Origin of the sequence: uncultured Novosphingobium sp. (assembly GCF_964277725.1) — a bacterium.
GTDB classification, from domain to species: Bacteria; Pseudomonadota; Alphaproteobacteria; order Sphingomonadales; family Sphingomonadaceae; genus Novosphingobium; species Novosphingobium fluoreni.
Genome location: NZ_CAXYKL010000050.1, coordinates 1 through 20,814 on the forward strand (window position 1 = coordinate 1; position 20,814 = coordinate 20,814).

The window sequence follows — 20,814 nt, forward strand, 5'->3', positions numbered from 1 at the left end:
ACAGCGTGTTCCTGGCCCAGGCCATTCACTCCGGACAATCACTCGAGCCCCTGACCGAGTTGTGGCTGGAAACGGCCGATGTCGATGTCCTGCTGGACCCCGATGCCCGCCCGGGATCGCGCGCGGCGAAGTTTTGGGCGACACCGCTGGTGAACTACCTGTTGCATCGGCCGGGCAACGCTGTGAGCGAGACGGTCGCGCCCGAAACTCGCGCGGAGGTGCGGGAGAAGCTCTCCCGGCTGATCCGGTCCCGCTGGTTCGAGCCGCCGTTTAGCGGCATCGGCTTTTCGCGGCTGCTGTGCCGCGCGGTGACGGCGATGGCGCAGGCCCCCGCCCAGGCTCCGCTCCTGCCGATGGGCCATCCGTTGGACCTGTTCGTCACCGCGACCGACTTCACGGGCCACCTCGAAACGTTGCGGCTGCATTCTCCCGCAATGGTGCTGGAAAGCGAGCATCGGCTGACATTCAGCTTTCGCGCCGCAGTCGGCGGCAAGGCGACTTTTGGCGCGATCCCCGAGCTGGTGATGGCGGCCCGCGCCTCTGCCAGCTTCCCCGGCGCTTTTCCCGCTTTGCGCGTGGATGAGATCGATCAGCTCGTCGAAGAGGAAAACCTCTCCTGGCCGGATCGCGATGGCTTTCTTCGCCGGACGATGCCCGAACATGCCCGGCGCTCAGAGATCGATCGCGTGTCCCTGATCGATGGATCGGTGCTGGTGAACGCCCCTTTCGCCGATGCCATGGCCGTCCTGCGCGATCGGCCCGCCACGCGTGAGATCGATCGGCGGATCGTCTACATAGACCCCACCCCTGATCGGACCGGCGGCGCACGGCGTAAAGATGATAAGGTACCCGGGTTCTTCTCGGTCATCTTCGGGGCGCTGTCCGCCATCCCGCGCGAGCAGCCGATCCGCGACAATCTGGAAGCGATCGAACGCAAATCACGCGACATGGCGAACTTGCGGCAGATTATCGAGGCGCTGCGCCCGGAAATCGAAGAGACGGTGGATCGCTTGTTCGGCCGGACGTTCTTCCTCGATCATCCCAATGCCAAGCGCCTGGCCGCGTGGCGCGCCCGTGCGCAGCAGGCGGCGTTCGAGCAAGCCGGCTATGCCTACCATGGGTACGCGCAAAGCAAGTTTCGCGGCATCGTTGCCACCATCGCCGGCCTGGTTCTGGAAGCTGCGCCGGAATTGGCGGTGCCATCTGCCGCGCCGATCAAGGAGCAACTCACCACTTATCTGGCCGCCCACATTTGGGATCACGAGAACGGCCTGCGCGATGCGCGCTCGCCCGCGATGATCGCCTTCTTCCGCCTGCACGATCTGGCATTTCGCATCCGCCGACTGCGCCTGCTGGCGCGCCGGGTGACGCAGGAGGGCACGGAAGATGAGGACACGACGGAGCTTGATCGCGACAATGCCCGCACCGCGATCTACCACGCGCTCTCGCTCTATCTGGCGCAAGAGTCGCTGGCGGCACTGGGAGAGGCGTTTCCATCGCTGGCCCGCAATGTCTTCACCGATCCCGGCGCGCTGATCGCCCACGTCGCCCGGCAGCGCGACCTTGTGCGGATCGACGCCGAAGTGGACGAACTGCTGGCACAGGCCATGGCCGCGATGCCATCGGCGCTGCGGCGGCGGATGCTGTTCACGTATCTGGGCTTCCCGTTTTACGACGCCGTGACCCTGCCGTTGCTGCGCAGCGAGAGCCTGACCGAGTTCGACCCGGTGCGTGTCGACCGGATCAGTCCCGACGATTGCCACGCCATCCCTCACCCCACCGATGAGCCGCTGCTTCGTGGTAGCGAGTTCTACAATTTTGGGGCGTTCTTCAGCCGCTCCTACCGGGAAAACGACTATCTGTGGGGGCGCCTGCACGGTGCCGAGCGGATGATCAACCTGATCGCCTCCACGCTGGAACCCGATCGCACCATGGCGGGGGCGGACCTGCAAGCGTCCAAGCAAGCCGCGTTTCTAGCGATCCTGGACGAGGAGGCCGATCGCCTGGTGGCCGATCCGGGCCTGATACCCCGCCTCCGCAAGGCCGTACTAGAATCTTCGGCATGAACTGGCCGACTGCATCAGGAGTTGGTGCTCGCGGCAGCCGGTAGACGCAGGCGATAGCCGATGCCCGGTTCGTTGCAGATCAGTTGCGGGTTCTGCGGATCGGCCTCCAGCTTCTGCCGCAAGCTGCGGATCAGGACGCGCAGGTATTCTACGCGCTGCTCGGTTTGGCGGGGCCATACCGCGCTCATCATCTGCTTATGCGTGATCACCCGGCCCGGCATCGCCGCCAGTTGCTCCAGGATCGCGAACTCCTTGGGCGTCAGATGTACCTCGTCGCCGTTGCGCGTGATCAGGCGATCCAGCAGGTCGATGCTGACATCGCCCGCTGTCAGCATCGGAGAACCACCGGTCCGCGTCACCCGGTTGCGCAACGCGACGCGCAGGCGCGCAAGCAATTCGTCGGTATCGAACGGCTTGGTAAGATAGTCGTCCGCGCCCAGATCGAGCGCCGCGACTTTCTCATCCGTGGCATCGCGGGCGGACACGACAATCACGGTGACGCCGGGGTTCTGCTTGATCAGTGGCACGAGTTCCAAGCCGTCGCGATCAGGCAGTCCCAGATCGAGCAGCACGACCTCTGGCTGCTGATCGCGCAGCATCGCCATCGCCTCACGCGCGTTCTGCGCCTCGATGCCCAGATAGTCGGCCCGCCCTAGCGCCGCGAGGATCAGGCGGCGAATCTGCGGCTCATCGTCCACCACCAGGACTTTCGGGCGGTTCTTCATGGCACGTCGCCGCTGTCGATCTGGGTCAGCAGCAAGGCTTCGGGCAGGCGGATCGTGAAGCATGCGCCATGGGGATCATGGTTGTTGGCCGCTTCCACCGACAAGCCCATCGCTTCTGCAAACCCCTTCACGATCGCAAGGCCCTGCCCAGTGCCGTGGCGCACCCGATCCGAACCCTGAAGCCGGGTAAAGGTTTCGAACACGCGCCGCTCTTCGCCCGGCAGGATGCCCGGTCCCTCGTCGATCACAGAGAGCAGCAAGGCATCCGGCAGGCGGCGGCCCCGGATCGTGATCGGCGTACCCGCATTCGCATAGCACCCGGCGTTGTCCAGCAAGTTGATCAGGCAGTGGTGCAGCAGAACCGGATCCACCCGTACGAGCGGAATGTCCGCCGGGATATCGACCACCACCTTGTGCCCCTGCAAGGAGATGCGCGTGTCATGCGCGGCGCTGGCGACGGCATCGAACAGATCGGTCGGCTCCACCTTCATCGGCAACGCCCCCGCCTCGATCCGGGCCATGTCGAGCAAGTTGGCGACGAAGCGGTTCAGCCGCTGCGCTTCGGTCTCGATCGTCTCGGCCAGATCGGGCGAAGGGTGGGCCTTCATCTGCTGCGCCGCTGTCAGGATCGTCGTCAGCGGAGTACGCAGATCGTGGCTGACCGACGATAACAGCGCCGAGCGCAGCCGATCGCGCTCACCGATCGCCCGCGCCTCTAGGTTCTCTTTCTGCAACGCCATCCGATCGAGCGCAATGGAGGCCTGGTCCAGCAGGCTCATCAGCAAGGGCATCTGGTCCGACCTGATCGGCTCGCCCGCATCCTGACGCGCAATGCCCAGCACGCCCAACACCCCGCGAGACGTGCGCAAGGGGTGGAACAGCCAGTCCGACGCGGTGAGAGTGGTGGAGCCGCGACCGGCAGGCTGCTCATTATCGATCGCCCACTGCGCGGCTGCCAACTCGATCTGGCCCAGCCGGTCCTCCGGCGGGAACGCGGCCTGCAAGTCAGGGCCATTGGTGGACGGCAGCAACAGCGCTGTGCGCACATCCAGCAGACGCGCGATATCGGCGCAGATCGCCTGCATCAGTTCGTCCCCTGTCGCTACCGCCGTCAACTGACGGGAAAAGCCGGCCAGCGCGGCGTTCTGTCGCGAACTCGATCCCGCCAGGTTCGCTTGCGCGCGCACCCGCGCCGCGAACTGGCTGGTGACGATCGCCACGCCCAGCAGCACCAGGATCGAGATCACGTTTTCCGGATTGCTGACCGTCAGCGTCCCGGTGGGCGGCAGGAAAAAGAAGTTGTAAGCCAGGCTGGACGCGATGCCCGCGAACAGCCCGGCGCGCAGGCTGAAGGTCGCCGCGGCGAACATCACCGGCACCAGATAGAGCAGCGATATGTTGCTGAGGTCGATCACTTGCAGCAGCAGGCGGCCAAGCACCGTCATCGCCGCCACCATCAGCAGCGACCACAAGTAGTCGTCCGGATCACCCCAGGCACCGGGCAACGCCAGGCGCTGCGGGCGGGGTGATGGGCCGGCGCTTTCACCGGCGGGCAGGACGTGGATCGCCACCTCACCCACTTCACGCACCAACCGATCGACCACCGAGCCGTGGCGCCACTCGAACCACCAGGACCGTTCGGACTTGCCGAGCACGATCTGCGTCGCCCGCGCTTCGCGCGCGAAATCGCGCAGGCCTTCGAATGCCCCGGTCGCGGGAATGCTGGCGGTGGAAGCTCCGAGGCGGGAAGCCAGCGCGAGATTGTCCGCCAACTGTCGCCGCTCGTCGTCGGTATAGGCGCGATCGCGGGCGGTTTCGATGTGAACCGCCGTCCACGGCGCCTTGAGCGCATCGGCCAATCGCTTGCCAGCGCGCACCAGACCGGCGGCATGGCCATGTTCGCTGACCGCCACGACGATCCGCTCCCCCGCCGCGAAGTTGCCCGCCAGCGCATGAGCGCGCACATGCTCCAGCATCTGCGCATCGACCGCCTGCGCGGCGCGGCGCAGCGCCAATTCTCGCAAGGCCGTCAGGTTGGACTTGGAAAAGAAGTGCCCCAGGGCGCGCGTCGCCTCGTGCGGGATATAGACCTTGCCGTCCTTCAGCCGCTCGATCAGTTCGTCAGGTGGAATATCCACCACTTCGATCTCGGCCTGCTCCAGCACCGAGTCCGGCACCGTTTCACGCACGCGAACGCGCGTGAACGAGGCGACGACATCGTTCAGGCTCTCGACGTGCTGGATGTTGAGCGTGGAATAGACGTCGATCCCTGCGTCCAGCAGTTCCAGCACGTCCTGATAGCGCTTGGGATGGCGGCTGCCGGGCGCGTTGGTGTGGGCCAGTTCGTCCACCAGCGCCAGCTGCGGGCGGCGTTCCAGCAGCGCATCAATGTCCATTTCGCCCAGGCTGTGGCCGACGTGGTCGACACTGCGCCGGGTGATGATCTCATGGCCCTCGACCAACGCCTCGGTTTCGCGCCGCCCGTGGGTTTCGACCACGCCGATCACCACGTCAACGCCGGACTCGCGCCGCTGCCGACCGTCGGACAACATCTCCCACGTCTTGCCAACACCGGGAGCTGCGCCAAGGAATATCTTCAAACGGCCACGGCCCTCCTGCGCGGCGGCGCGCAGGAGGGCTTCGGGCGATGGTCGGTCTGTCTGGCTCACTGCGCCTGTCTAGCGCCGATTGCATCCAGCCGTCGATTGAGGGCGAACACATTCACCCGCGGTTCCCCCAGGAAACCGAACAAGCGCTGGTCCACGCTGTTGCTTACCAGACGGCGCACGATGGCGGGATCGAGGTTGCGGACGCGAGCTACGCGATCCACTTGATAAAAGGCCGCCTCGGGGGTGATATCGGGATCGAGCCCCGAGGCGGAGGTTGTCACCAGGTCGGGCGGAACAGGTCGACCGGGTGCAGCAGTCTGTTTGGCGGCGATGTCCGCCTTCACCCGATCCACCAGAACCTGCGATGCAGGTCCCAGGTTGGAGCCGGATGAGGCGAGGCCGTCGTACCCCTTGCCGGCGGCGGAGGGGCGGGTCTGAAAATAGCGGTCCGAAGTGAAGGCCTGGCCGACCACGCTGGAGCCGACCACCTTGCCATTCTCTGTCACCAGGCTGCCATTCGCCTGGGCAGGAAACAGCGCTTGTCCGATGCCGGTCATCGCCAGCGGGTAGAGCAGGCCCAGCACGACCGCGAAGAGCACGGTCATCACGATGGCGGGGCGCAGGGAAGAAAGAATATCGTTGTTCATGGTGCGTCTCCAGATCACGCGAGGCCGATGCCGTTCACCGCAAGGTCGATCAGCTTGATGCCCACGAAGGGCGCGAGCAGGCCGCCCAGGCCGTAGATCGCCAGGTTGCGCGCCAGCAGTGGCCCGGCCCCCATCGGCTTGTACTTCACGCCCTTCAGCGCCAGCGGTACCAGCAGCGGAATGATCAGCGCGTTGAAGATGATCGCGGACAGGATCGCGCTTTCCGGCGTGCCCAGCCCCATCACGTTCAGCACGCGAAGCCCCGGATAAAGCGCCACGAACATCGCCGGGATGATGGCGAAATACTTGGCGACGTCGTTGGCCACGGAGAATGTCGTCAGCGCACCGCGGGTCATCAGCAATTGCTTGCCCAGGCCCACCACCTCGATCAGCTTGGTCGGGTCACTGTCGAGGTCGACCATGTTGCCCGCCTCGCGCGCGGCCTGGGTACCGGTGTTCATCGCCACGCCCACGTCGGCCTGCGCCAGGGCGGGCGCGTCGTTGGTGCCATCGCCGCACATCGCCACCAGGCGCCCGCCCTGCTGCTCCTTGCGGATCAGCGCCAGTTTGTCCTCGGGCGTAGCTTCGGCGAGGAAATCATCGACCCCGGCCTCGGCGGCGATGGACGAGGCGGTCAGCGGGTTGTCGCCGGTGATCATGACCGTGCGGATGCCCATCGCGCGCAACTCGCCGAACCGTTCGCGGATACCCGCCTTAACGATATCCTTCAGGAAGATCGCACCCAGCAAAGTACCGTCGACCGCGACGGCCAGAGGCGTGCCGCCCGCGCGGGCGATCTCATCGGTGATCCGGCGCAGTTCGGTGGCGGCGGCCGTGCTGCCCGCACCCGGATTGGCCTTCAGGATCGCCTGGACCGCACCCTTCTGCACCACGCGGCCGCCGGTATCGACGCCCGAGATGCGCGTCTGCGCGGTGAACGGGATGACCTCGGCCCCGGCCGGAAGCGCCGCCAAGTCGAGGCCGAACTTCTCGCGCGCCAGGACGACGATTGAGCGGCCCTCGGGCGTTTCGTCCGCCAGGCTGGCGAGCAAGGCGGCTTCGGCCAATTCACGTACGTCGATGCCGCCGACGGGGCGAAACTCCGTCGCCTGACGATCGCCGATGGTGATCGTGCCGGTCTTGTCGAGCAGCAGCACATCGATGTCGCCCGCCGCCTCGACCGCGCGGCCAGACTTTGCCAGCACGTTGAAGCGCACCAGACGGTCCATGCCGGCGATGCCGATGGCCGAAAGCAAGGCGGCGATCGTCGTCGGGATCAGGGTGATCAACAGCGCGGCGAGGATCGAAACCGGAATGCTGCCGCCCGCGTATGTCGCGAAAGCCGGGATCGTGCCGACTGCGATCAGGAAGATGATCGTGAGGCCGACGAGCAAAAGGGTGAGCGCAATCTCGTTAGGCGTCTTCTGCCGCTCTGCGCCTTCGACCAGCGCGATCATGCGATCGAGAAAGCCCTGCCCCGGGTTCACCGTCACCTTCACGCGGATCTCGTCAGAGATGACGCGGGTGCCGGCGGTCACGGCCGAGCGATCGCCACCGGCCTCGCGAATAACCGGCGCGCTTTCGCCGGTGATGGCGGCTTCGTTGACCGAGGCGACCCCGGCGATCACTTCGCCGTCGGAAGGGATGAGATCGCCGGTCTGCACCAGCACCACATCGTCCTTGCGAAGCGCGCTGGCGGGAACGTCCTCAACCACCCCGGAGTCGATGGCGCCCTTCACGCGCTTGGCGGTGAGTTCGGCCTTGGTGGCGCGCAGGGATGCGGCCTGCGCCTTGCCCCGGCCTTCCGCCAAAGCCTCGGCAAAGGTGCCGAACAGGACGGTCAGCCACAGCCAGATCACCAGTTGGAGCTTGAAACCGATGCCAAGGCCATCCTGGCCGACCACCAGCAAGACGGTCAGCAGCAGGGCCACGACGGCTGTGGTGAACATCACCGGATTGCGGATCAGTTCCTTGGGATTGAGCTTGCGGAACGCGTCGCCGATCGCGGGAACGATCAGCTCGGCGGTGAAAAGAGACTTCGAAGAAGCCTGAGAGTTCCGGGCCATGTGCCGGTTATCCTTAGAAAAGCTGGCCACGGATCATCGCGAGATGATCGGCGATGGGACCAAGCGCGAGGCTGGGCAGGAAAGTGAGGCCACCCACGATCAGCACGATGCCGATCAGCAGTCCGGTCCACAGCAACCCTGTCGTCGGGAAGCTGCCTGCGGACTCCGGCGTATGCTTCTTGGCCGCGAGACCGCCTGCCACCGCCAGCATCGGGATGATGATGAAGAACCGGCCGATCCACATCGCCACGCCCAGCATGCCGTTGTAGAAAGGCGTGTTGGCGGTCAGACCGGCAAATGCCGACCCGTTGTTGGCCACCGCGCTGGTGAAGGCATAGAGGATCTCCGAGAAGCCATGTGGCCCCTTGTTGAGTGGCCCCGCCAGACCAGCCGGGATGATCGACGCAATGGCGCTCATGCCCAGGATGCACAGCGGCAATACCGCTATGGCGAGAACGGAAAGCTTCACCTCCCGGCTCTCGATCTTCTTGCCGACATATTCGGGCGTGCGCCCCACCATCAGCCCGGCCACGAACACGGCCAGGATGGCGAACAGCAGAAAGCCGTAGATACCCGCGCCTACGCCGCCGATCACCACTTCGCCCAGCTGCATGTTGAACAGCGGGATCATGCCGCCCAGCGCTGTGAAGCTATCGTGCATCGCGTTGACAGCACCGCAGGATGCGGCCGTGGTGATGACCGAGAACAGCGAGCTTGCGGCGATGCCGAAGCGCACTTCCTTGCCCTCCATGTTGCCACCGGGCAGGCCTAGGCCATGCAACACCGGATTGCCTGCCGCTTCCTGCCAGTAGGCGATGGTGGTTCCGGCCAGGAACAGCGTCATCATCGCCGCCAGGATCGCCCAGCCCTGTCGCGTGTTGCCCACGGCCTTGCCGAAGCAATACGTTAGGCCCACGCCGATCGCGAAGATCGAGAGCATCTGCACAAGGTCGGTCAGCGCCGTCGGGTTCTCGAATGGATGCGCGGAGTTGGCGTTGAAGAAGCCGCCACCGTTGGTGCCCAGCATCTTGATCGCCTCTTGCGAAGCGACCGGCCCCAGCGCCAGCGTCTGCTTCGCGCCCTCCAACGTGGCGATGTCGACCGAGCCGGCTAGCGTCTGCGGCACGCCGCTGGCGATGTAGAACACGGCCAGGACGATCGACAACGGCAACAGCAGGTACAGCGTCACCCGGGTGACGTCCGCCCAGAAGTTGCCGATGCCGGTGGCGCTGCGCCGAGCAAACCCGCGAAACAGCGCAAACGCCAGCGCGATACCGGTCGCCGCCGAGAGGAAATTGTGGATCGTCAAACCCAGCATCTGGCTAAGGTTCGACATCGTGGACTCACCGGCATAGCTCTGCCAGTTCGTGTTCGCCCCAAAGCTGATCGCGGTATTGAACGCCAGATTATCGCTTACCGCACCAAGCCCCAGAGGGTTCAGCGGCAATAGCGCCTGGGCGCGCAGCACCACGTAAGTCAGCAGCATCAATGCCGCATTGAAGATCAGCATGTGCACCGCGTATCGGCGCCAGGACTGATCCTCGTCCGGATCGATGCCGGAAAGACGGTAGAACCCGCGCTCCACCGGCCCCAGCACCACATGCAACGGCGTCCGCCGCCCCTCGTAGAGCGCGAAAAGCCATAGGCCGATCGGCTTGACGAGCGCCAGCAGAATGCCGGTGAAGACTGCGATCAGCAGCCACCCCTGGAAGGTCATCATGCCCCTCCTAGAACCGCTCGGGCCGCGCGAGCACGGCCACCAGGTAGATCAGCAGGCCCAGCGCGGTGATGCCCGCGAGCCATAAGTCGATTGTCATGACCGGTGTCCTCTCAGGCCCGATCGCAGAGCGCGGCGTAGCCGAGGCTCCCGATCAGGAGGAAAAGGAAGAGGCCGATCCAGAGGCTGTCTTGCATGTCGATGCTCCTGAACGCTCAAGGCACCCCACGGCGGGAGGTGAGTCGTTTGCAGGAACCCTATTGAGCGCTGGGGACGTTGGAATTCGAGACGAGCAACCGGCGCTGGCCGTATGTTCTTCGTATGATTCCATACTTTTCGCAGCTAAGTCGGCCGCTCATCGGCAGGCCAGCCCGCTGCGCTTGACCTGCAACGGCCTTGCGGCTAATGGCGCCCATCCCATCCGGGCTTGCCCGTGGGATCAAGAGCTGAACATTGTCGTCCGGTTGCGGGGTTTCGCCTCGCGGGAATTTTTCCAGGACCGTGCGGCAAAGTAATCCGGCGGGTGCGTCGGGTGGAGTGTTTTTCGGCTCACGTGACGGTGGTTCCGTCCGGATCGAAGCGCGAAGGCGCTGCGCCGGACCAACGACTTTTTCGTGATACCGGCTATTCTCTTCCCCTCCCGCCACACCAGTGGACCGGGGTGCGACGGGTCCGTTCCGCGCTACCTTACGCAAGGCGCGCGGACCGGATCCATCGCACTCCTACTTCAGGAAGAAGAGTACGCAATGCCCACGATCAACCAGCTGATCCGCAAGGGTCGCGAGCCGCAGAAGGCCAAGTCAAAGGTCCCTGCGATGGAGCAGAACCCGCAGAAGCGCGGTGTTTGCACCCGCGTCTACACCACGACTCCGAAGAAGCCGAACTCGGCTTTGCGCAAGGTCGCCAAGGTTCGCCTCACCAACCAGCGCGAAGTCATCACCTACATCCCGGGTGAAGGCCACAACCTGCAAGAGCACTCGGTCGTGCTGATCCGCGGCGGCCGCGTTCGCGACCTTCCCGGCGTGCGCTACCACGTCCTTCGCGGCGTGCTGGACACGCAGGGCGTCAAGGACCGCAAGCAGAGCCGCTCGAAGTACGGCGCCAAGCGTCCGAAGTAAGGTTTCACCGCGCCAAGGCCGGCACCGGCCCGCTTCCCCACCCGGACGCCCTGCATGGGCATCCTGTGGGAGGCCGGGTGGGGAAGCGGGCCGGTGCCGCAAGGCGAACCCGGATGGGTTTGCCGCACTCCGAAGGAGTTCAAGCAAATGTCACGTCGTCGTCGTCCCGAGAAGCGGGAAATCCTGCCCGATCCCAAGTTCGGGGATCTCATCCTGTCCAAGTTCATGAACAACCTCATGTATGACGGCAAGAAGTCGGTCGCCGAAGCGATCGTCTATGGCGCCATGGAAACCATGGAGACCCGCGGCAAGGCCGATCCGGTCCAGTTGTTCCACTCCGCTCTGACCAACGTCGCCCCGCAGATCGAAGTCCGCAGCCGCCGCGTCGGTGGTGCGACCTATCAGGTCCCGGTCGAAGTGCGTCCCGAGCGCGCCCAGGCCCTCGCCATCCGCTGGCTGATCACCGCAGCGCGCAACCGCCCCGAGACCACGATGTCGGCGCGTCTTTCGGGCGAACTGCTCGATGCCGCCAACAACCGTGGCAACGCGGTCAAGAAGCGCGAAGACACGCACCGCATGGCCGACGCCAACCGCGCCTTCTCGCACTACCGCTGGTAATGCCGATCGCCAGGCCTCGTGCCTGGCGACAAGGTGCGCTCGTCATCGCGGCGTCACACTTTTAATTGAGGGGCCGGGAACCTATCTAACGGGCGGTTCCCCTCCCCCGCACACCCAAGGACTAAGATCATGGCACGCAGCCATCCGCTTTCGATGTACCGTAATATCGGCATCATGGCGCACATCGACGCCGGCAAGACGACCACGACCGAGCGTATCCTCTACTATACCGGCAAGTCCTACAAGATCGGCGAAGTCCATGACGGCGCCGCTACCATGGACTGGATGGAACAGGAGCAGGAACGCGGCATCACCATCACCTCGGCTGCCACCACCTGCTTCTGGAAGGCAGACAGCGGCAAGGGTGAAGAATATCGCATCAACATCATCGACACCCCGGGCCACGTGGACTTCACCATCGAAGTCGAGCGTTCGCTACGCGTGCTCGACGGCGCGGTCGCCTGCTTCGACGGCGTGGCCGGCGTGGAGCCCCAGTCCGAGACGGTGTGGCGTCAGGCCGACAAGTACGGCGTGCCGCGCATGTGCTTCATCAACAAGCTCGACCGCACCGGCGCGAACTTCAAGTACTGTGTGCAGTCGATCATCGACCGCCTCGGCGCGACCCCTGCGGTGCTGTATCTGCCCATCGGCATGGAAGCCGACCTCAAGGGCCTGGTCGATCTCGTGCATAACCGCGCGATCATCTGGAAGGACGAGGCGCTGGGTGCCGAATTCTTCTATGAAGAGATCCCCGCCGACATGGCCGACGAAGCTGCCGAGTACCGCATGAAGCTCATCGAGCTGGCGGTCGAGCAGGACGACGAGGCGATGGAAGCCTACCTCGAGGGCAACGAGCCCGACGTCGCGACGCTCAAGAAGCTGATCCGCAAGGGTACGCTGGGCCACGCGTTCGTGCCGGTCGTGTGCGGTTCGGCGTTCAAGAACAAGGGCGTTCAGCCCCTGCTCGACGCCGTGGTCGACTATCTGCCTTCGCCGCTCGACATCGAAGACGTCCAGGGCGTCAAGATGGATAGCGACGAGAAGGACAGCCGCCCGCCTGAGGACAACGCGCCGTTCTCGGCCCTCGCCTTCAAGGTTATGAACGATCCGTTCGTCGGCTCGCTCACCTTCATCCGCATCTATTCGGGCACGCTCACCAAGGGTGGCTACCTGAACTCGGTGAAGGACAAGAAGGAGAAGGTCGGCCGCATTCTCGAAATGCACGCCAATGACCGTAAGGACATCGATGAGGCCTTCGCGGGCGATATCGTCGCGCTGGCCGGCATGAAGGAGACCACCACCGGCGACACCCTGTGCGCCGAGCGTCAGCCGATCGTGCTGGAGCGGATGGAATTCCCCGAGCCGGTTATCGAACTGTCCGTGGAGCCCAAGACCAAGGCCGACCAAGAGAAGATGGGCGTCGCGCTCAATCGTCTCTCGGCCGAGGACCCCTCATTCCGCGTCTCGACCGACCACGAATCGGGCCAGACGATCATCAAGGGCATGGGCGAGCTTCACCTCGACATCATCGTCGACCGCATGCGTCGCGAGTTCAAGGTCGAGGCCAACGTGGGTGCGCCGCAGGTGGCCTATCGCGAGTATCTCGCGAAGCCCGTCGACGTCGACTACACCCACAAGAAGCAGTCGGGTGGTACCGGTCAGTTCGGCCGCGTGAAGGTCAAGGTCACGCCGGGCGAGCGCGGTTCGGGCATCACCTTCACCGACGAAATCAAGGGCGGTAACATTCCGAAGGAATATATCCCCGCGATCGAGAAGGGCATGCGCGAGACGGCCGCCTCGGGTCAGCTGGTCGGCTTCCCGATCATCGACTTCGACATCAACCTCTATGACGGTTCGTACCACGACGTCGACTCGTCCGCCCTGGCGTTCGAAATCGCCGGTCGCGGTGCGATGCGCGAAGTGGCGTCGAAGGCGGGCATCAAGCTTCTTGAGCCGATCATGAAGGTCGAAGTCGTCACCCCCGAAGAATATCTGGGCGACGTCATCGGCGACATGAACAGCCGTCGTGGCCAGATCCAGGGTACCGACACCCGCGGCAACGCTCAGGTCGTCGAAGCCATGGTGCCTCTGGCGAACATGTTCGGCTACGTGAACCAGCTGCGCTCGTTCACGCAGGGTCGTGCAAACTACTCGATGTTCTTCTCCCACTATGACGAGGTTCCGGCAAACGTCGCGGCCGAGGTCAAGGAGAAGCTTGCCTAAAAGGCGCAATCATTCTAGGGGCGGCGCCTGTTTCGGTGGGCGTCGCTCATTTCCCACAGAACCAAAATCAAGCGAACAGAAGGTTTGAACAATGGCGAAGGCTAAATTCGAGCGGAACAAGCCGCACTGCAACATCGGCACCATCGGTCACGTTGACCACGGCAAGACCACGCTGACCGCCGCGATCACGAAGGTCATGGCCGAAGCATTCGGCGGTGAAGCCGTTGACTTCGCCAACATCGACAAGGCTCCCGAAGAGCGCGAGCGCGGCATCACGATCTCGACCGCACACGTCGAGTACGAGACCGATGCGCGCCACTACGCACACGTCGATTGCCCGGGCCACGCCGACTACGTGAAGAACATGATTACCGGTGCTGCCCAGAGGGACGGCGCTATCCTCGTTGTGAACGCTGCTGACGGCCCGATGCCGCAGACCCGCGAGCACATCCTGCTGGCGCGCCAGGTTGGCGTTCCGCAGCTCGTCGTGTTCATGAACAAGGTCGATCAGGTCGACGACTCCGAGCTGCTCGAGCTGGTCGAACTGGAAGTGCGCGAGCTGCTGTCTTCGTATGACTTCGATGGTGACAACATCCCCATCGTCATGGGTTCGGCTCTGGCCGCTCTGGAAGGTCGCGACGACAACATCGGCAAGGAGAAGATCCTTGAGCTGATGAAGGCCGTTGACGAGTTCATCCCGCAGCCGCCTCGCCCGACCGACAAGCCCTTCCTGATGCCGGTCGAGGACGTGTTCTCGATCTCGGGTCGTGGTACGGTTGTGACCGGCCGCGTCGAAACCGGCATCGTCAAGGTTGGCGAGGAAGTCGAAGTCGTCGGTATCCGCAACACCCAGAAGACCGTGGTCACCGGCGTCGAAATGTTCCGCAAGCTGCTCGACCAGGGTGAAGCTGGCGATAACATCGGCGCTCTGGTTCGCGGCCTGAAGCGTGAAGACGTTGAGCGTGGTCAGGTTCTGGCCAAGCCGGGCACCGTGACCCCGCACACCGACTTCGACGCCGAAGTCTACGTGCTGTCGAAGGACGAAGGTGGCCGTCACACGCCGTTCTTCGCCAACTACCGCCCGCAGTTCTACTTCCGCACCACCGACGTGACCGGCGAAGTGATCCTTCCCGAGGGCACCGAGATGGTCATGCCGGGTGACAACGTCACGATCTCGGTCAAGTTGATCGCTCCGATCGCCATGGACGACGGCCTGCGCTTCGCTATCCGCGAAGGTGGCCGCACCGTGGGTTCGGGCGTCGTCGCCAAGATCACGAAGTAAGCTTCACAGCTCCTCGGATCATACCGAACAAGGGGCCCGGCTTCCGAAAGGAGGCCGGGCTTTTTGCTTGTGCAGCTTATCCGCTGGCATCACACCTCGCGCTTGTTTAGGAATACCGAAACGACAGAGAGACGGGGTGCTTGCCGGCGTACCTACATTTCTCACGATCAACCCTTGCGCGAATCCCTTCATGCACGTAAGGGCGCGCTTCGAATTTCTTCTGGGGCATCGCCCCTTTGCTCTTTCTCATCGGTAGGGACATGGAAGCTCAAAACATCCGCATTCGCCTCAAGGCGTTCGATCACCGCGTGCTGGATCAGGCCACCGGCGAAATCGCCGACACTGCCCGCCGCACCGGCGCTCTGATCCGTGGGCCCATCCCCCTGCCGACGAAGATCGAGAAGTTCACGGTCAACCGTGGCCCTCACATCGATAAGAAGTCGCGTGAGCAGTTTGAGGTTCGCACCTACAAACGCCTGCTGGACATCGTGCAGCCGAACGCTGCCACGGTCGACGCGCTGATGAAGCTCGATCTGGCCGCAGGCGTGAACGTCGAGATCAAGCTGGCATAAAGCCTCTTCCCGACGCGATTGTTTTGGCCTAAGGGCTACATTCCTTCCGGGCTCCTCGAGTCCGGCTCTGGCGCCAACGGCGCTACGAGACAGAGCCGCGGCGACCAAAACCCGCCGCGGACACAAGGGATACCTCCGATCTTCGGATCGGGAATGCGTCCCCCGTCTCGCTTCCGCAGGCTTCGGCCTGTTCCAGGAGGCACCCAGCCCGGACGGGGGCACGCATCGAACCAGGGCTGGACACGCCTGTCGAGATGGTCTCGGCAGGCCTCTGTTAGGAGTTATGGTCATGCGTACTGGCGTGATCGCCAAAAAAGTCGGGATGACCCGGCTTTTCCAGGAGGACGGACGGCATGTGCCGGTCACCGTCTTGGCGCTGGAAGACAACCAAGTGATTTCGGTCCGTACCTCTGACACCGACGGTTATGTCGCGGTCCAGCTCGGTGCGGGCGAAGCCAAGCAGAAGAACGTCGCCAAGCCGCAGCGTGAGCATTTCGCCAAGGCGAATGTCTCGCTCAAGCAGCGCGTGGCGGAGTTCCGCGTGGCAGACGACGCCGTGCTGGAAGTGGGCGCCACCATCGCCGCTTCGCACTTCGTTCCCGGCCAGCTGGTCGACGTAGCCGGTCACACCCAAGGTAAGGGCTTCCAGGGCGCCATGAAGCGCTGGGGCTTCGGCGGTATGCGCGCCACCCATGGTGTTTCCATCTCGCACCGTGCCCACGGTTCGACCGGCAACCGCCAGGATCCCGGCAAGGTCTTCAAGAACAAGAAGATGGCCGGCCACATGGGCGATCGCCAGCGTACGCAGCAGAACCTTGAGATCGTGCGCGTCGACGACGAGCGCGGCCTGCTTTTCGTGAAGGGCTCCGTTCCCGGCTCGAAGAACGCATGGCTGACCGTTTCGGACGCCGTCAAGGTTTCCCGTCACGCGGAAGCGCCCTACCCCGCCGGCCTGAAGCAGGCCGCCAACAGCAACGACACGGCTGCCAACACGCCTGCGGAAGAGACCGCTGCGCCTGAGGCCACCGAAGGTCAGGAGGGCTGATCGCATGAAAGTACAGGTCCTCAATCTCGACGGTTCGAACGCCAACGGCGATATCGAGCTTTCGGACGACGTGTTCGGCCTCGCGCCGCGCGCTGACATCCTCCACCGCGTTGTCACCTGGCAGCTCGAGAAGCGCCGCGGCATTGCCCGCGCCACGCGCGAGCGTTCCGACGTTGCCCGCACCGGCAAGAAGTTCGGTAACCAGAAGGGTGGCGGTACCGCTCGTCACGGCGACCGCGCTGCTCCCGTCTTCATTGGCGGTGGTAAGGCTCACGGTGCCCGTCGCCGCGAGTTCAATCCTTCGCTCAATAAGAAGGTTCGTGCACTTGGCCTGAAGATGGCTCTCTCGGCCAAGGCTCAGAGCGGCCTGATCGTGGTCGACACGCTGGACGGCGTTGAAGCCAAGACCAAGGCTCTGGCCGGTCAGTTCGCAAAGGCGAACTGGGGCAAGAAGGTCCTGGTGATCGACGGCGACGTGGTGAGCGAGAACTTCGCACGTGCCGCCGGCAACCTCGTCGGTGTGAGCGTGCTCCCTGCCGTGGGCGCCAACGTCTACGATATCCTGAAGCATGACACGCTGGTGCTGACCCGCTCGGCTGTCGAGAAGCTGGAGGCGCGTTTCGCCCCCACGGGAGTGGCTGAATAATGGCTAAGAACCAGCAGATGGATGTGCGTCATTACGACGTCATCCTCTCGCCCCACATCACCGAGAAGTCGACGATGCTTTCCGAGCATAACGCCGTCGTCTTCAAGGTGGCGGACAAGGCAAGCAAGCCCGAGATCAAGGCTGCCGTCGAAGCGCTGTTCTCCGTCAAGGTGACCGGCGTCAACACGATCGTCGTCAAGGGCAAGACCAAGCGCTGGCGCGGTAAGGAATACCGCCGCAGCGACGTGAAGAAGGCGATCGTCACGCTGGCCGAAGGCCAGTCGATTGACATCACCGAAGGCGTGCGGGGCTAACCGATGGCACTGAAGAAATATAACCCGACCAGCCCCGCTCGCCGCGGCCTGGTCCTCGTCGACAAGTCCAGCCTGCACAAGGGCAAGCCCGTTAAGGCTCTGACCGAAGGCAAGCACAAGACTGGTGGCCGCAACAACAAGGGCCATGTGACTTCGCGCGGCATCGCCGGTGGTCACAAGCAGAAGTACCGCTACATCGACTTCAAGCGTCGCAAGTGGGACCAGCCTGCCACGGTCGAGCGTCTGGAATACGATCCCAACCGCACCGCGTTTATCGCTCTCGTCAAGTACGAAGATGGCGAACTGGCCTACATCCTGGCGCCGCAGCGCTTGGGCGTTGGCGATCAGGTCGTCGCCGGTGAAAAGACCGACGTGAAGCCTGGCAACGCAATGTTGCTGGCGCAGATGCCCGTCGGTACGATCTGCCACAACGTCGAGATGAAGCCCGGCAAGGGCGGCCAGATCGCCCGTTCGGCCGGTACTTACGTGCAGGTCGTCGGTCGTGACCGCGGCATGGTCATCGTTCGCCTGAACTCGGGCGAGCAGCGTTACCTTCGCGGCGATTGCATGGGCACGGTCGGTGCGGTGTCGAACCCCGACAACGCCAACCAGACCCTCGCCAAGGCCGGTCGCAAGCGCTGGATGGGTCGTCGCCCGTTGACGCGCGGTGTCGCCAAAAACCCGGTCGACCACCCGCACGGTGGTGGTGAAGGCCGGACCTCGGGTGGTCGTCATCCGGTCACGCCTTGGGGCAAGCCGACGAAGGGTGCTCGCACTCGTCACAACAAGCAGACGGACAAGATGATCATCCGTTCGCGTCACGCCAAGAAGAAGAGGTAAGTCACGATGGCACGTTCCGTCTGGAAAGGCCCCTTCGTCGACCTCTACCTTCTCAAGAAGGCCGAAGTCGCGCAGGATGCCGGCACCCGCGCTGGTCCGATCAAGACCTGGTCGCGTCGCTCCACCATTCTCCCGCAGTTCGTGGGCCTGACGTTCCAGGTCTACAACGGTCACAAGTTCATCCCCGTCGCGGTGAACGAGGACATGGTCGGTCATAAGCTGGGTGAGTTCGCTCCCACCCGCAGCTTCCCCGGCCACGCCGCCGACAAGAAGGGCAAGCGCTGATGAGCAAGCAACCAGCACCCCGTCGCGTCGGTGACAAGGAGGCTCTGGCCGTCAACACCACGATCCGTGGTTCGGCGCAGAAGCTCAACCTCGTTGCCGGCCTGATTCGCGGCCGCCGCGCCGAGGATGCGATGAACATTCTCGCCTTCTCCAAGAAGGGCATGGCCGACGAGGCTCGCAAGGTTCTCGCATCGGCAATCGCCAACGCGGAAAACAACCACAACCTGGACGTCGACGCGCTCGTCGTGGCCGAGGCTTCGGTGGGCAAGTCGATCACGATGAAGCGTTTCCACGCTCGCGGTCGCGGCAAGTCCACTCGCATCCTCAAGCCGTTTTCGCGCCTGCGGATCGTCGTTCGCGAAGTCGAGGAGGCCTGAGCCATGGGTCACAAGTCGAACCCCATCGGTCTGCGCCTGCAGATCAACCGCACCTGGGACAGCCGCTGGTTCTCTGAAGGTCGTGAATACGCCGGCATGCTTGAGGAAGACCTCAAGATGCGCAAGTTCATCATCGAAACCCTGCCCCAGGCAGCGATCTCCAAGGTGGTGATCGAGCGTCCTGCCAAGCTGTGCCGCGTGTCGATCTTTGCCGCCCGCCCGGGCGTCATCATCGGAAAGAAGGGCGCGGACATCGAGAAGCTGCGCAAGCAGCTCGCCGCGATGACCAAGAGCGACGTGAAGCTCAACATCGTCGAGATCCGTAAGCCGGAAGTCGATGCCAAGCTCGTCGCCCAGGGTATTGCCGATCAGCTGATCCGTCGTGTCGCGTTCCGTCGCGCCATGAAGCGGGCCATGCAGTCCGCGATGCGCCTTGGCGCAGAAGGCGTGAAGATCATGTGCGGCGGCCGTCTGGGCGGCGCCGAGATTGCCCGTGTCGAGCAGTACCGTGAAGGCCGCGTGCCATTGCACACCCTGCGCGCCAACATCGACTATGCCGAAGCCGAGGCGCTGACCGCTTATGGCATCATTGGCATTAAGGTGTGGGTCTTCAAGGGCGAGATCCTTGGGCATGACCCGATGGCGACGGACCGGCTGATGATGGAGGCTCAAACCTCCGGCGTCCGTCCGGCACGCTGAGCAGTAGGATAGAGTAAGCACCATGCTGCAACCGAAAAAGACCAAGTTCCGCAAGGCCTTCAAGGGCCGCATCCACGGCAACGCCAAGGGTGGCACGGATCTGAACTTTGGCTCCTACGGCCTCAAAGCCATGGAACCGGAGCGGATTACCGCCCGCCAGATCGAAGCCGCCCGTCGCGCCATCACGCGCCACATCAAGCGTCAGGGACGCCTGTGGATCCGCGTGTTCCCCGACGTGCCGGTTTCGAAGAAGCCTGCCGAAGTTCGCCAGGGTAAGGGTAAGGGCGCGAACGAATACTGGGCAGCCCGCGTGAAGCCGGGTCGCATCCTGTTCGAGCTGGACGGCGTTGCCGGCCCCCTCGCCGCCGAAGCCTTCAGCCGCGCCGCGATGAAGTTGCCGATCAAGACCAAGGTCGTCGCCCGCCTTGGCGACACGTCGCACCTGGGAGGTGAGTGATGGCCAAGTTCGAGGATCTCAGCGCCAAGACTGATGACCAGCTCAAGGACGATCTGTCCGAGCTGAAGCGCGAGCAGTTCAACCTGCGTTTCCAGGCGGCTACGAGCCAGCTCGAGCGTCCGGCTCGGATCAAGGAAGTCCGTCGCGACATCGCCCGCATCAAGACGCTGCAGACGCAGCGCTCTGCCGACGCGGCGAAGTAAGGAGACCAACGATGCCCAAGCGTATTCTGACGGGGACCGTGGTTTCCGACAAGACTGACAAGACCGTGACCGTGCTCGTCGAGCGCAAGGTGAAGCACCCGCTATACGGGAAGATCATCCGGCGCTCGAAGAAGTACCACGCCCATGACGAGGACAACGCCTACCACACTGGTGAGCGGGTCCGGATCGAGGAGACCAAACCGATCTCTAAGACCAAGTCGTGGAAGGTGCTCGATCGCCTGCAGGCGAGCAAGGGTACCGCTCTCGAGGCAAACCTCGACGTGGACAACGCCCGCTAATCTGCT

Annotated in this window: 22 protein-coding genes; 16 read left to right on the forward strand and 6 right to left on the reverse strand. The window is 63.8% G+C overall.

Annotated features, from left to right (window positions below; translation table 11 throughout):
• A partial coding sequence (locus tag ACHWRX_RS03025) for a patatin-like protein (RefSeq protein WP_394658047.1) occupies positions 1 to 2,066 on the forward strand: 2,066 nt, incomplete at its 5' end.
• A gap of 14 nt (positions 2,067 to 2,080) precedes the next feature.
• On the opposite strand, the gene ACHWRX_RS03030 is transcribed toward ACHWRX_RS03025, so the two are convergent.
• From ACHWRX_RS03030 to kdpF, 6 genes are read right to left on the reverse strand one after another with little or no spacing between them, the layout of a single operon-like run.
• Positions 2,081 to 2,791 (reverse strand): response regulator, encoded by a 711-nt coding sequence (locus tag ACHWRX_RS03030; protein ID WP_394658048.1) that lies wholly within the window; start codon positions 2,789 to 2,791, stop codon positions 2,081 to 2,083.
• On the reverse strand, positions 2,788 to 5,460 hold the full coding sequence (locus tag ACHWRX_RS03035; protein ID WP_394658049.1) for a DUF4118 domain-containing protein: 2,673 nt from the start codon (positions 5,458 to 5,460) through the stop codon (positions 2,788 to 2,790). Before ACHWRX_RS03035 ends, ACHWRX_RS03030 begins: the two co-directional genes overlap by 4 nt.
• Positions 5,457 to 6,047, reverse strand: a complete 591-nt coding sequence (kdpC, locus tag ACHWRX_RS03040; RefSeq protein ID WP_394658050.1) for a potassium-transporting ATPase subunit KdpC — start codon at positions 6,045 to 6,047, stop codon at positions 5,457 to 5,459. The genes ACHWRX_RS03035 and kdpC overlap by 4 nt, the downstream gene beginning before the upstream one ends.
• 14 nt (positions 6,048 to 6,061) lie before the next feature.
• On the reverse strand, positions 6,062 to 8,113 hold the full coding sequence (gene kdpB / locus ACHWRX_RS03045) for a potassium-transporting ATPase subunit KdpB (RefSeq protein WP_394658051.1): 2,052 nt from the start codon (positions 8,111 to 8,113) through the stop codon (positions 6,062 to 6,064).
• A 13-nt stretch (positions 8,114 to 8,126) separates the two neighbouring features.
• Positions 8,127 to 9,830 carry a potassium-transporting ATPase subunit KdpA gene (gene kdpA / locus ACHWRX_RS03050; RefSeq protein WP_394658060.1) on the reverse strand — a complete coding sequence of 568 codons (1,704 nt, stop codon included), beginning with the start codon at positions 9,828 to 9,830 and terminating at the stop codon, positions 8,127 to 8,129.
• Between the two features lie 10 nt (positions 9,831 to 9,840).
• Entirely contained in the window at positions 9,841 to 9,930 is a 90-nt protein-coding gene (gene kdpF, locus ACHWRX_RS03055; RefSeq protein WP_058737539.1) for a K(+)-transporting ATPase subunit F, read from the reverse strand.
• A 646-nt stretch (positions 9,931 to 10,576) separates the two neighbouring features.
• Here kdpF and rpsL point away from each other — a divergent pair.
• The 15 genes from rpsL (at position 10,577) to rpsQ (ending at position 20,808) form a co-directional block, all read left to right on the forward strand.
• On the forward strand, positions 10,577 to 10,948 hold the full coding sequence (gene rpsL / locus ACHWRX_RS03060) for a 30S ribosomal protein S12 (RefSeq protein WP_058737541.1): 372 nt from the start codon (positions 10,577 to 10,579) through the stop codon (positions 10,946 to 10,948).
• 147 nt (positions 10,949 to 11,095) lie between these two features.
• Positions 11,096 to 11,566 carry a 30S ribosomal protein S7 gene (gene rpsG / locus ACHWRX_RS03065; protein ID WP_058737542.1) on the forward strand — a complete coding sequence of 157 codons (471 nt, stop codon included), beginning with the start codon at positions 11,096 to 11,098 and terminating at the stop codon, positions 11,564 to 11,566.
• A gap of 129 nt (positions 11,567 to 11,695) precedes the next feature.
• Complete coding sequence (gene fusA / locus ACHWRX_RS03070) at positions 11,696 to 13,789, forward strand: elongation factor G (protein WP_058737543.1); 2,094 nt, start codon at positions 11,696 to 11,698, stop codon at positions 13,787 to 13,789.
• 91 nt (positions 13,790 to 13,880) lie between these two features.
• Entirely contained in the window at positions 13,881 to 15,071 is a 1,191-nt protein-coding gene (gene tuf, locus ACHWRX_RS03075) for an elongation factor Tu (RefSeq protein ID WP_394658052.1), read from the forward strand.
• 260 nt (positions 15,072 to 15,331) lie between these two features.
• Positions 15,332 to 15,643, forward strand: coding sequence for a 30S ribosomal protein S10 (rpsJ, locus tag ACHWRX_RS03080; RefSeq protein ID WP_007011873.1), 312 nt, complete (start codon positions 15,332 to 15,334; stop codon positions 15,641 to 15,643).
• 289 nt (positions 15,644 to 15,932) lie between these two features.
• Positions 15,933 to 16,688 (forward strand): 50S ribosomal protein L3, encoded by a 756-nt coding sequence (rplC, locus tag ACHWRX_RS03085; protein WP_058737584.1) that lies wholly within the window; start codon positions 15,933 to 15,935, stop codon positions 16,686 to 16,688.
• Positions 16,689 to 16,692: 4 nt separating this feature from the next.
• Positions 16,693 to 17,334 carry a 50S ribosomal protein L4 gene (gene rplD / locus ACHWRX_RS03090; protein WP_058737545.1) on the forward strand — a complete coding sequence of 214 codons (642 nt, stop codon included), beginning with the start codon at positions 16,693 to 16,695 and terminating at the stop codon, positions 17,332 to 17,334.
• Complete coding sequence (locus ACHWRX_RS03095) at positions 17,334 to 17,648, forward strand: 50S ribosomal protein L23 (protein ID WP_394658053.1); 315 nt, start codon at positions 17,334 to 17,336, stop codon at positions 17,646 to 17,648. The genes rplD and ACHWRX_RS03095 overlap by 1 nt, the downstream gene beginning before the upstream one ends.
• A gap of 3 nt (positions 17,649 to 17,651) precedes the next feature.
• Complete coding sequence (gene rplB / locus ACHWRX_RS03100; RefSeq protein WP_058737547.1) at positions 17,652 to 18,488, forward strand: 50S ribosomal protein L2; 837 nt, start codon at positions 17,652 to 17,654, stop codon at positions 18,486 to 18,488.
• A 6-nt stretch (positions 18,489 to 18,494) separates the two neighbouring features.
• Positions 18,495 to 18,773 (forward strand): 30S ribosomal protein S19, encoded by a 279-nt coding sequence (gene rpsS / locus ACHWRX_RS03105; protein ID WP_058737548.1) that lies wholly within the window; start codon positions 18,495 to 18,497, stop codon positions 18,771 to 18,773.
• Positions 18,773 to 19,150 (forward strand): 50S ribosomal protein L22, encoded by a 378-nt coding sequence (gene rplV / locus ACHWRX_RS03110; RefSeq protein WP_394658054.1) that lies wholly within the window; start codon positions 18,773 to 18,775, stop codon positions 19,148 to 19,150. The genes rpsS and rplV overlap by 1 nt, the downstream gene beginning before the upstream one ends.
• A 3-nt stretch (positions 19,151 to 19,153) precedes the next feature.
• Positions 19,154 to 19,849: a 30S ribosomal protein S3 gene (rpsC, locus tag ACHWRX_RS03115; protein WP_058737550.1), complete on the forward strand. Its 696-nt coding sequence runs from the start codon at positions 19,154 to 19,156 to the stop codon at positions 19,847 to 19,849.
• Positions 19,850 to 19,871: 22 nt separating this feature from the next.
• Positions 19,872 to 20,306, forward strand: a complete 435-nt coding sequence (gene rplP / locus ACHWRX_RS03120) for a 50S ribosomal protein L16 (RefSeq protein WP_058737551.1) — start codon at positions 19,872 to 19,874, stop codon at positions 20,304 to 20,306.
• Positions 20,306 to 20,509, forward strand: a complete 204-nt coding sequence (gene rpmC, locus ACHWRX_RS03125) for a 50S ribosomal protein L29 (protein WP_058737552.1) — start codon at positions 20,306 to 20,308, stop codon at positions 20,507 to 20,509. Before rplP ends, rpmC begins: the two co-directional genes overlap by 1 nt.
• An 11-nt stretch (positions 20,510 to 20,520) precedes the next feature.
• Complete coding sequence (gene rpsQ / locus ACHWRX_RS03130; RefSeq protein WP_058737553.1) at positions 20,521 to 20,808, forward strand: 30S ribosomal protein S17; 288 nt, start codon at positions 20,521 to 20,523, stop codon at positions 20,806 to 20,808.
• The last annotated feature ends 6 nt before the right edge of the window (positions 20,809 to 20,814 follow it).

What these genes read in the sequence shown, in the direction of transcription:
- ACHWRX_RS03030 (WP_394658048.1), bottom strand. Translation starts at nt 2,791, where the DNA reads ATGAAGAACCGCCCGAAAGTCCTGGTGGTGGACGATGAGCCGCAGATT.
- kdpC (WP_394658050.1), bottom strand. Translation starts at nt 6,047, where the DNA reads ATGAACAACGATATTCTTTCTTCCCTGCGCCCCGCCATCGTGATGACC.
- kdpB (WP_394658051.1), bottom strand. Translation starts at nt 8,113, where the DNA reads ATGGCCCGGAACTCTCAGGCTTCTTCGAAGTCTCTTTTCACCGCCGAG.
- kdpA (WP_394658060.1), bottom strand. Translation starts at nt 9,830, where the DNA reads ATGACCTTCCAGGGGTGGCTGCTGATCGCAGTCTTCACCGGCATTCTG.
- kdpF (WP_058737539.1), bottom strand. Translation starts at nt 9,930, where the DNA reads ATGACAATCGACTTATGGCTCGCGGGCATCACCGCGCTGGGCCTGCTG.
- rpsL (WP_058737541.1), top strand. Translation starts at nt 10,577, where the DNA reads ATGCCCACGATCAACCAGCTGATCCGCAAGGGTCGCGAGCCGCAGAAG.
- rpsG (WP_058737542.1), top strand. Translation starts at nt 11,096, where the DNA reads ATGTCACGTCGTCGTCGTCCCGAGAAGCGGGAAATCCTGCCCGATCCC.
- fusA (WP_058737543.1), top strand. Translation starts at nt 11,696, where the DNA reads ATGGCACGCAGCCATCCGCTTTCGATGTACCGTAATATCGGCATCATG.
- tuf (WP_394658052.1), top strand. Translation starts at nt 13,881, where the DNA reads ATGGCGAAGGCTAAATTCGAGCGGAACAAGCCGCACTGCAACATCGGC.
- rpsJ (WP_007011873.1), top strand. Translation starts at nt 15,332, where the DNA reads ATGGAAGCTCAAAACATCCGCATTCGCCTCAAGGCGTTCGATCACCGC.
- rplC (WP_058737584.1), top strand. Translation starts at nt 15,933, where the DNA reads ATGCGTACTGGCGTGATCGCCAAAAAAGTCGGGATGACCCGGCTTTTC.
- rplD (WP_058737545.1), top strand. Translation starts at nt 16,693, where the DNA reads ATGAAAGTACAGGTCCTCAATCTCGACGGTTCGAACGCCAACGGCGAT.
- ACHWRX_RS03095 (WP_394658053.1), top strand. Translation starts at nt 17,334, where the DNA reads ATGGCTAAGAACCAGCAGATGGATGTGCGTCATTACGACGTCATCCTC.
- rplB (WP_058737547.1), top strand. Translation starts at nt 17,652, where the DNA reads ATGGCACTGAAGAAATATAACCCGACCAGCCCCGCTCGCCGCGGCCTG.
- rpsS (WP_058737548.1), top strand. Translation starts at nt 18,495, where the DNA reads ATGGCACGTTCCGTCTGGAAAGGCCCCTTCGTCGACCTCTACCTTCTC.
- rplV (WP_394658054.1), top strand. Translation starts at nt 18,773, where the DNA reads ATGAGCAAGCAACCAGCACCCCGTCGCGTCGGTGACAAGGAGGCTCTG.
- rpsC (WP_058737550.1), top strand. Translation starts at nt 19,154, where the DNA reads ATGGGTCACAAGTCGAACCCCATCGGTCTGCGCCTGCAGATCAACCGC.
- rplP (WP_058737551.1), top strand. Translation starts at nt 19,872, where the DNA reads ATGCTGCAACCGAAAAAGACCAAGTTCCGCAAGGCCTTCAAGGGCCGC.
- rpmC (WP_058737552.1), top strand. Translation starts at nt 20,306, where the DNA reads ATGGCCAAGTTCGAGGATCTCAGCGCCAAGACTGATGACCAGCTCAAG.
- rpsQ (WP_058737553.1), top strand. Translation starts at nt 20,521, where the DNA reads ATGCCCAAGCGTATTCTGACGGGGACCGTGGTTTCCGACAAGACTGAC.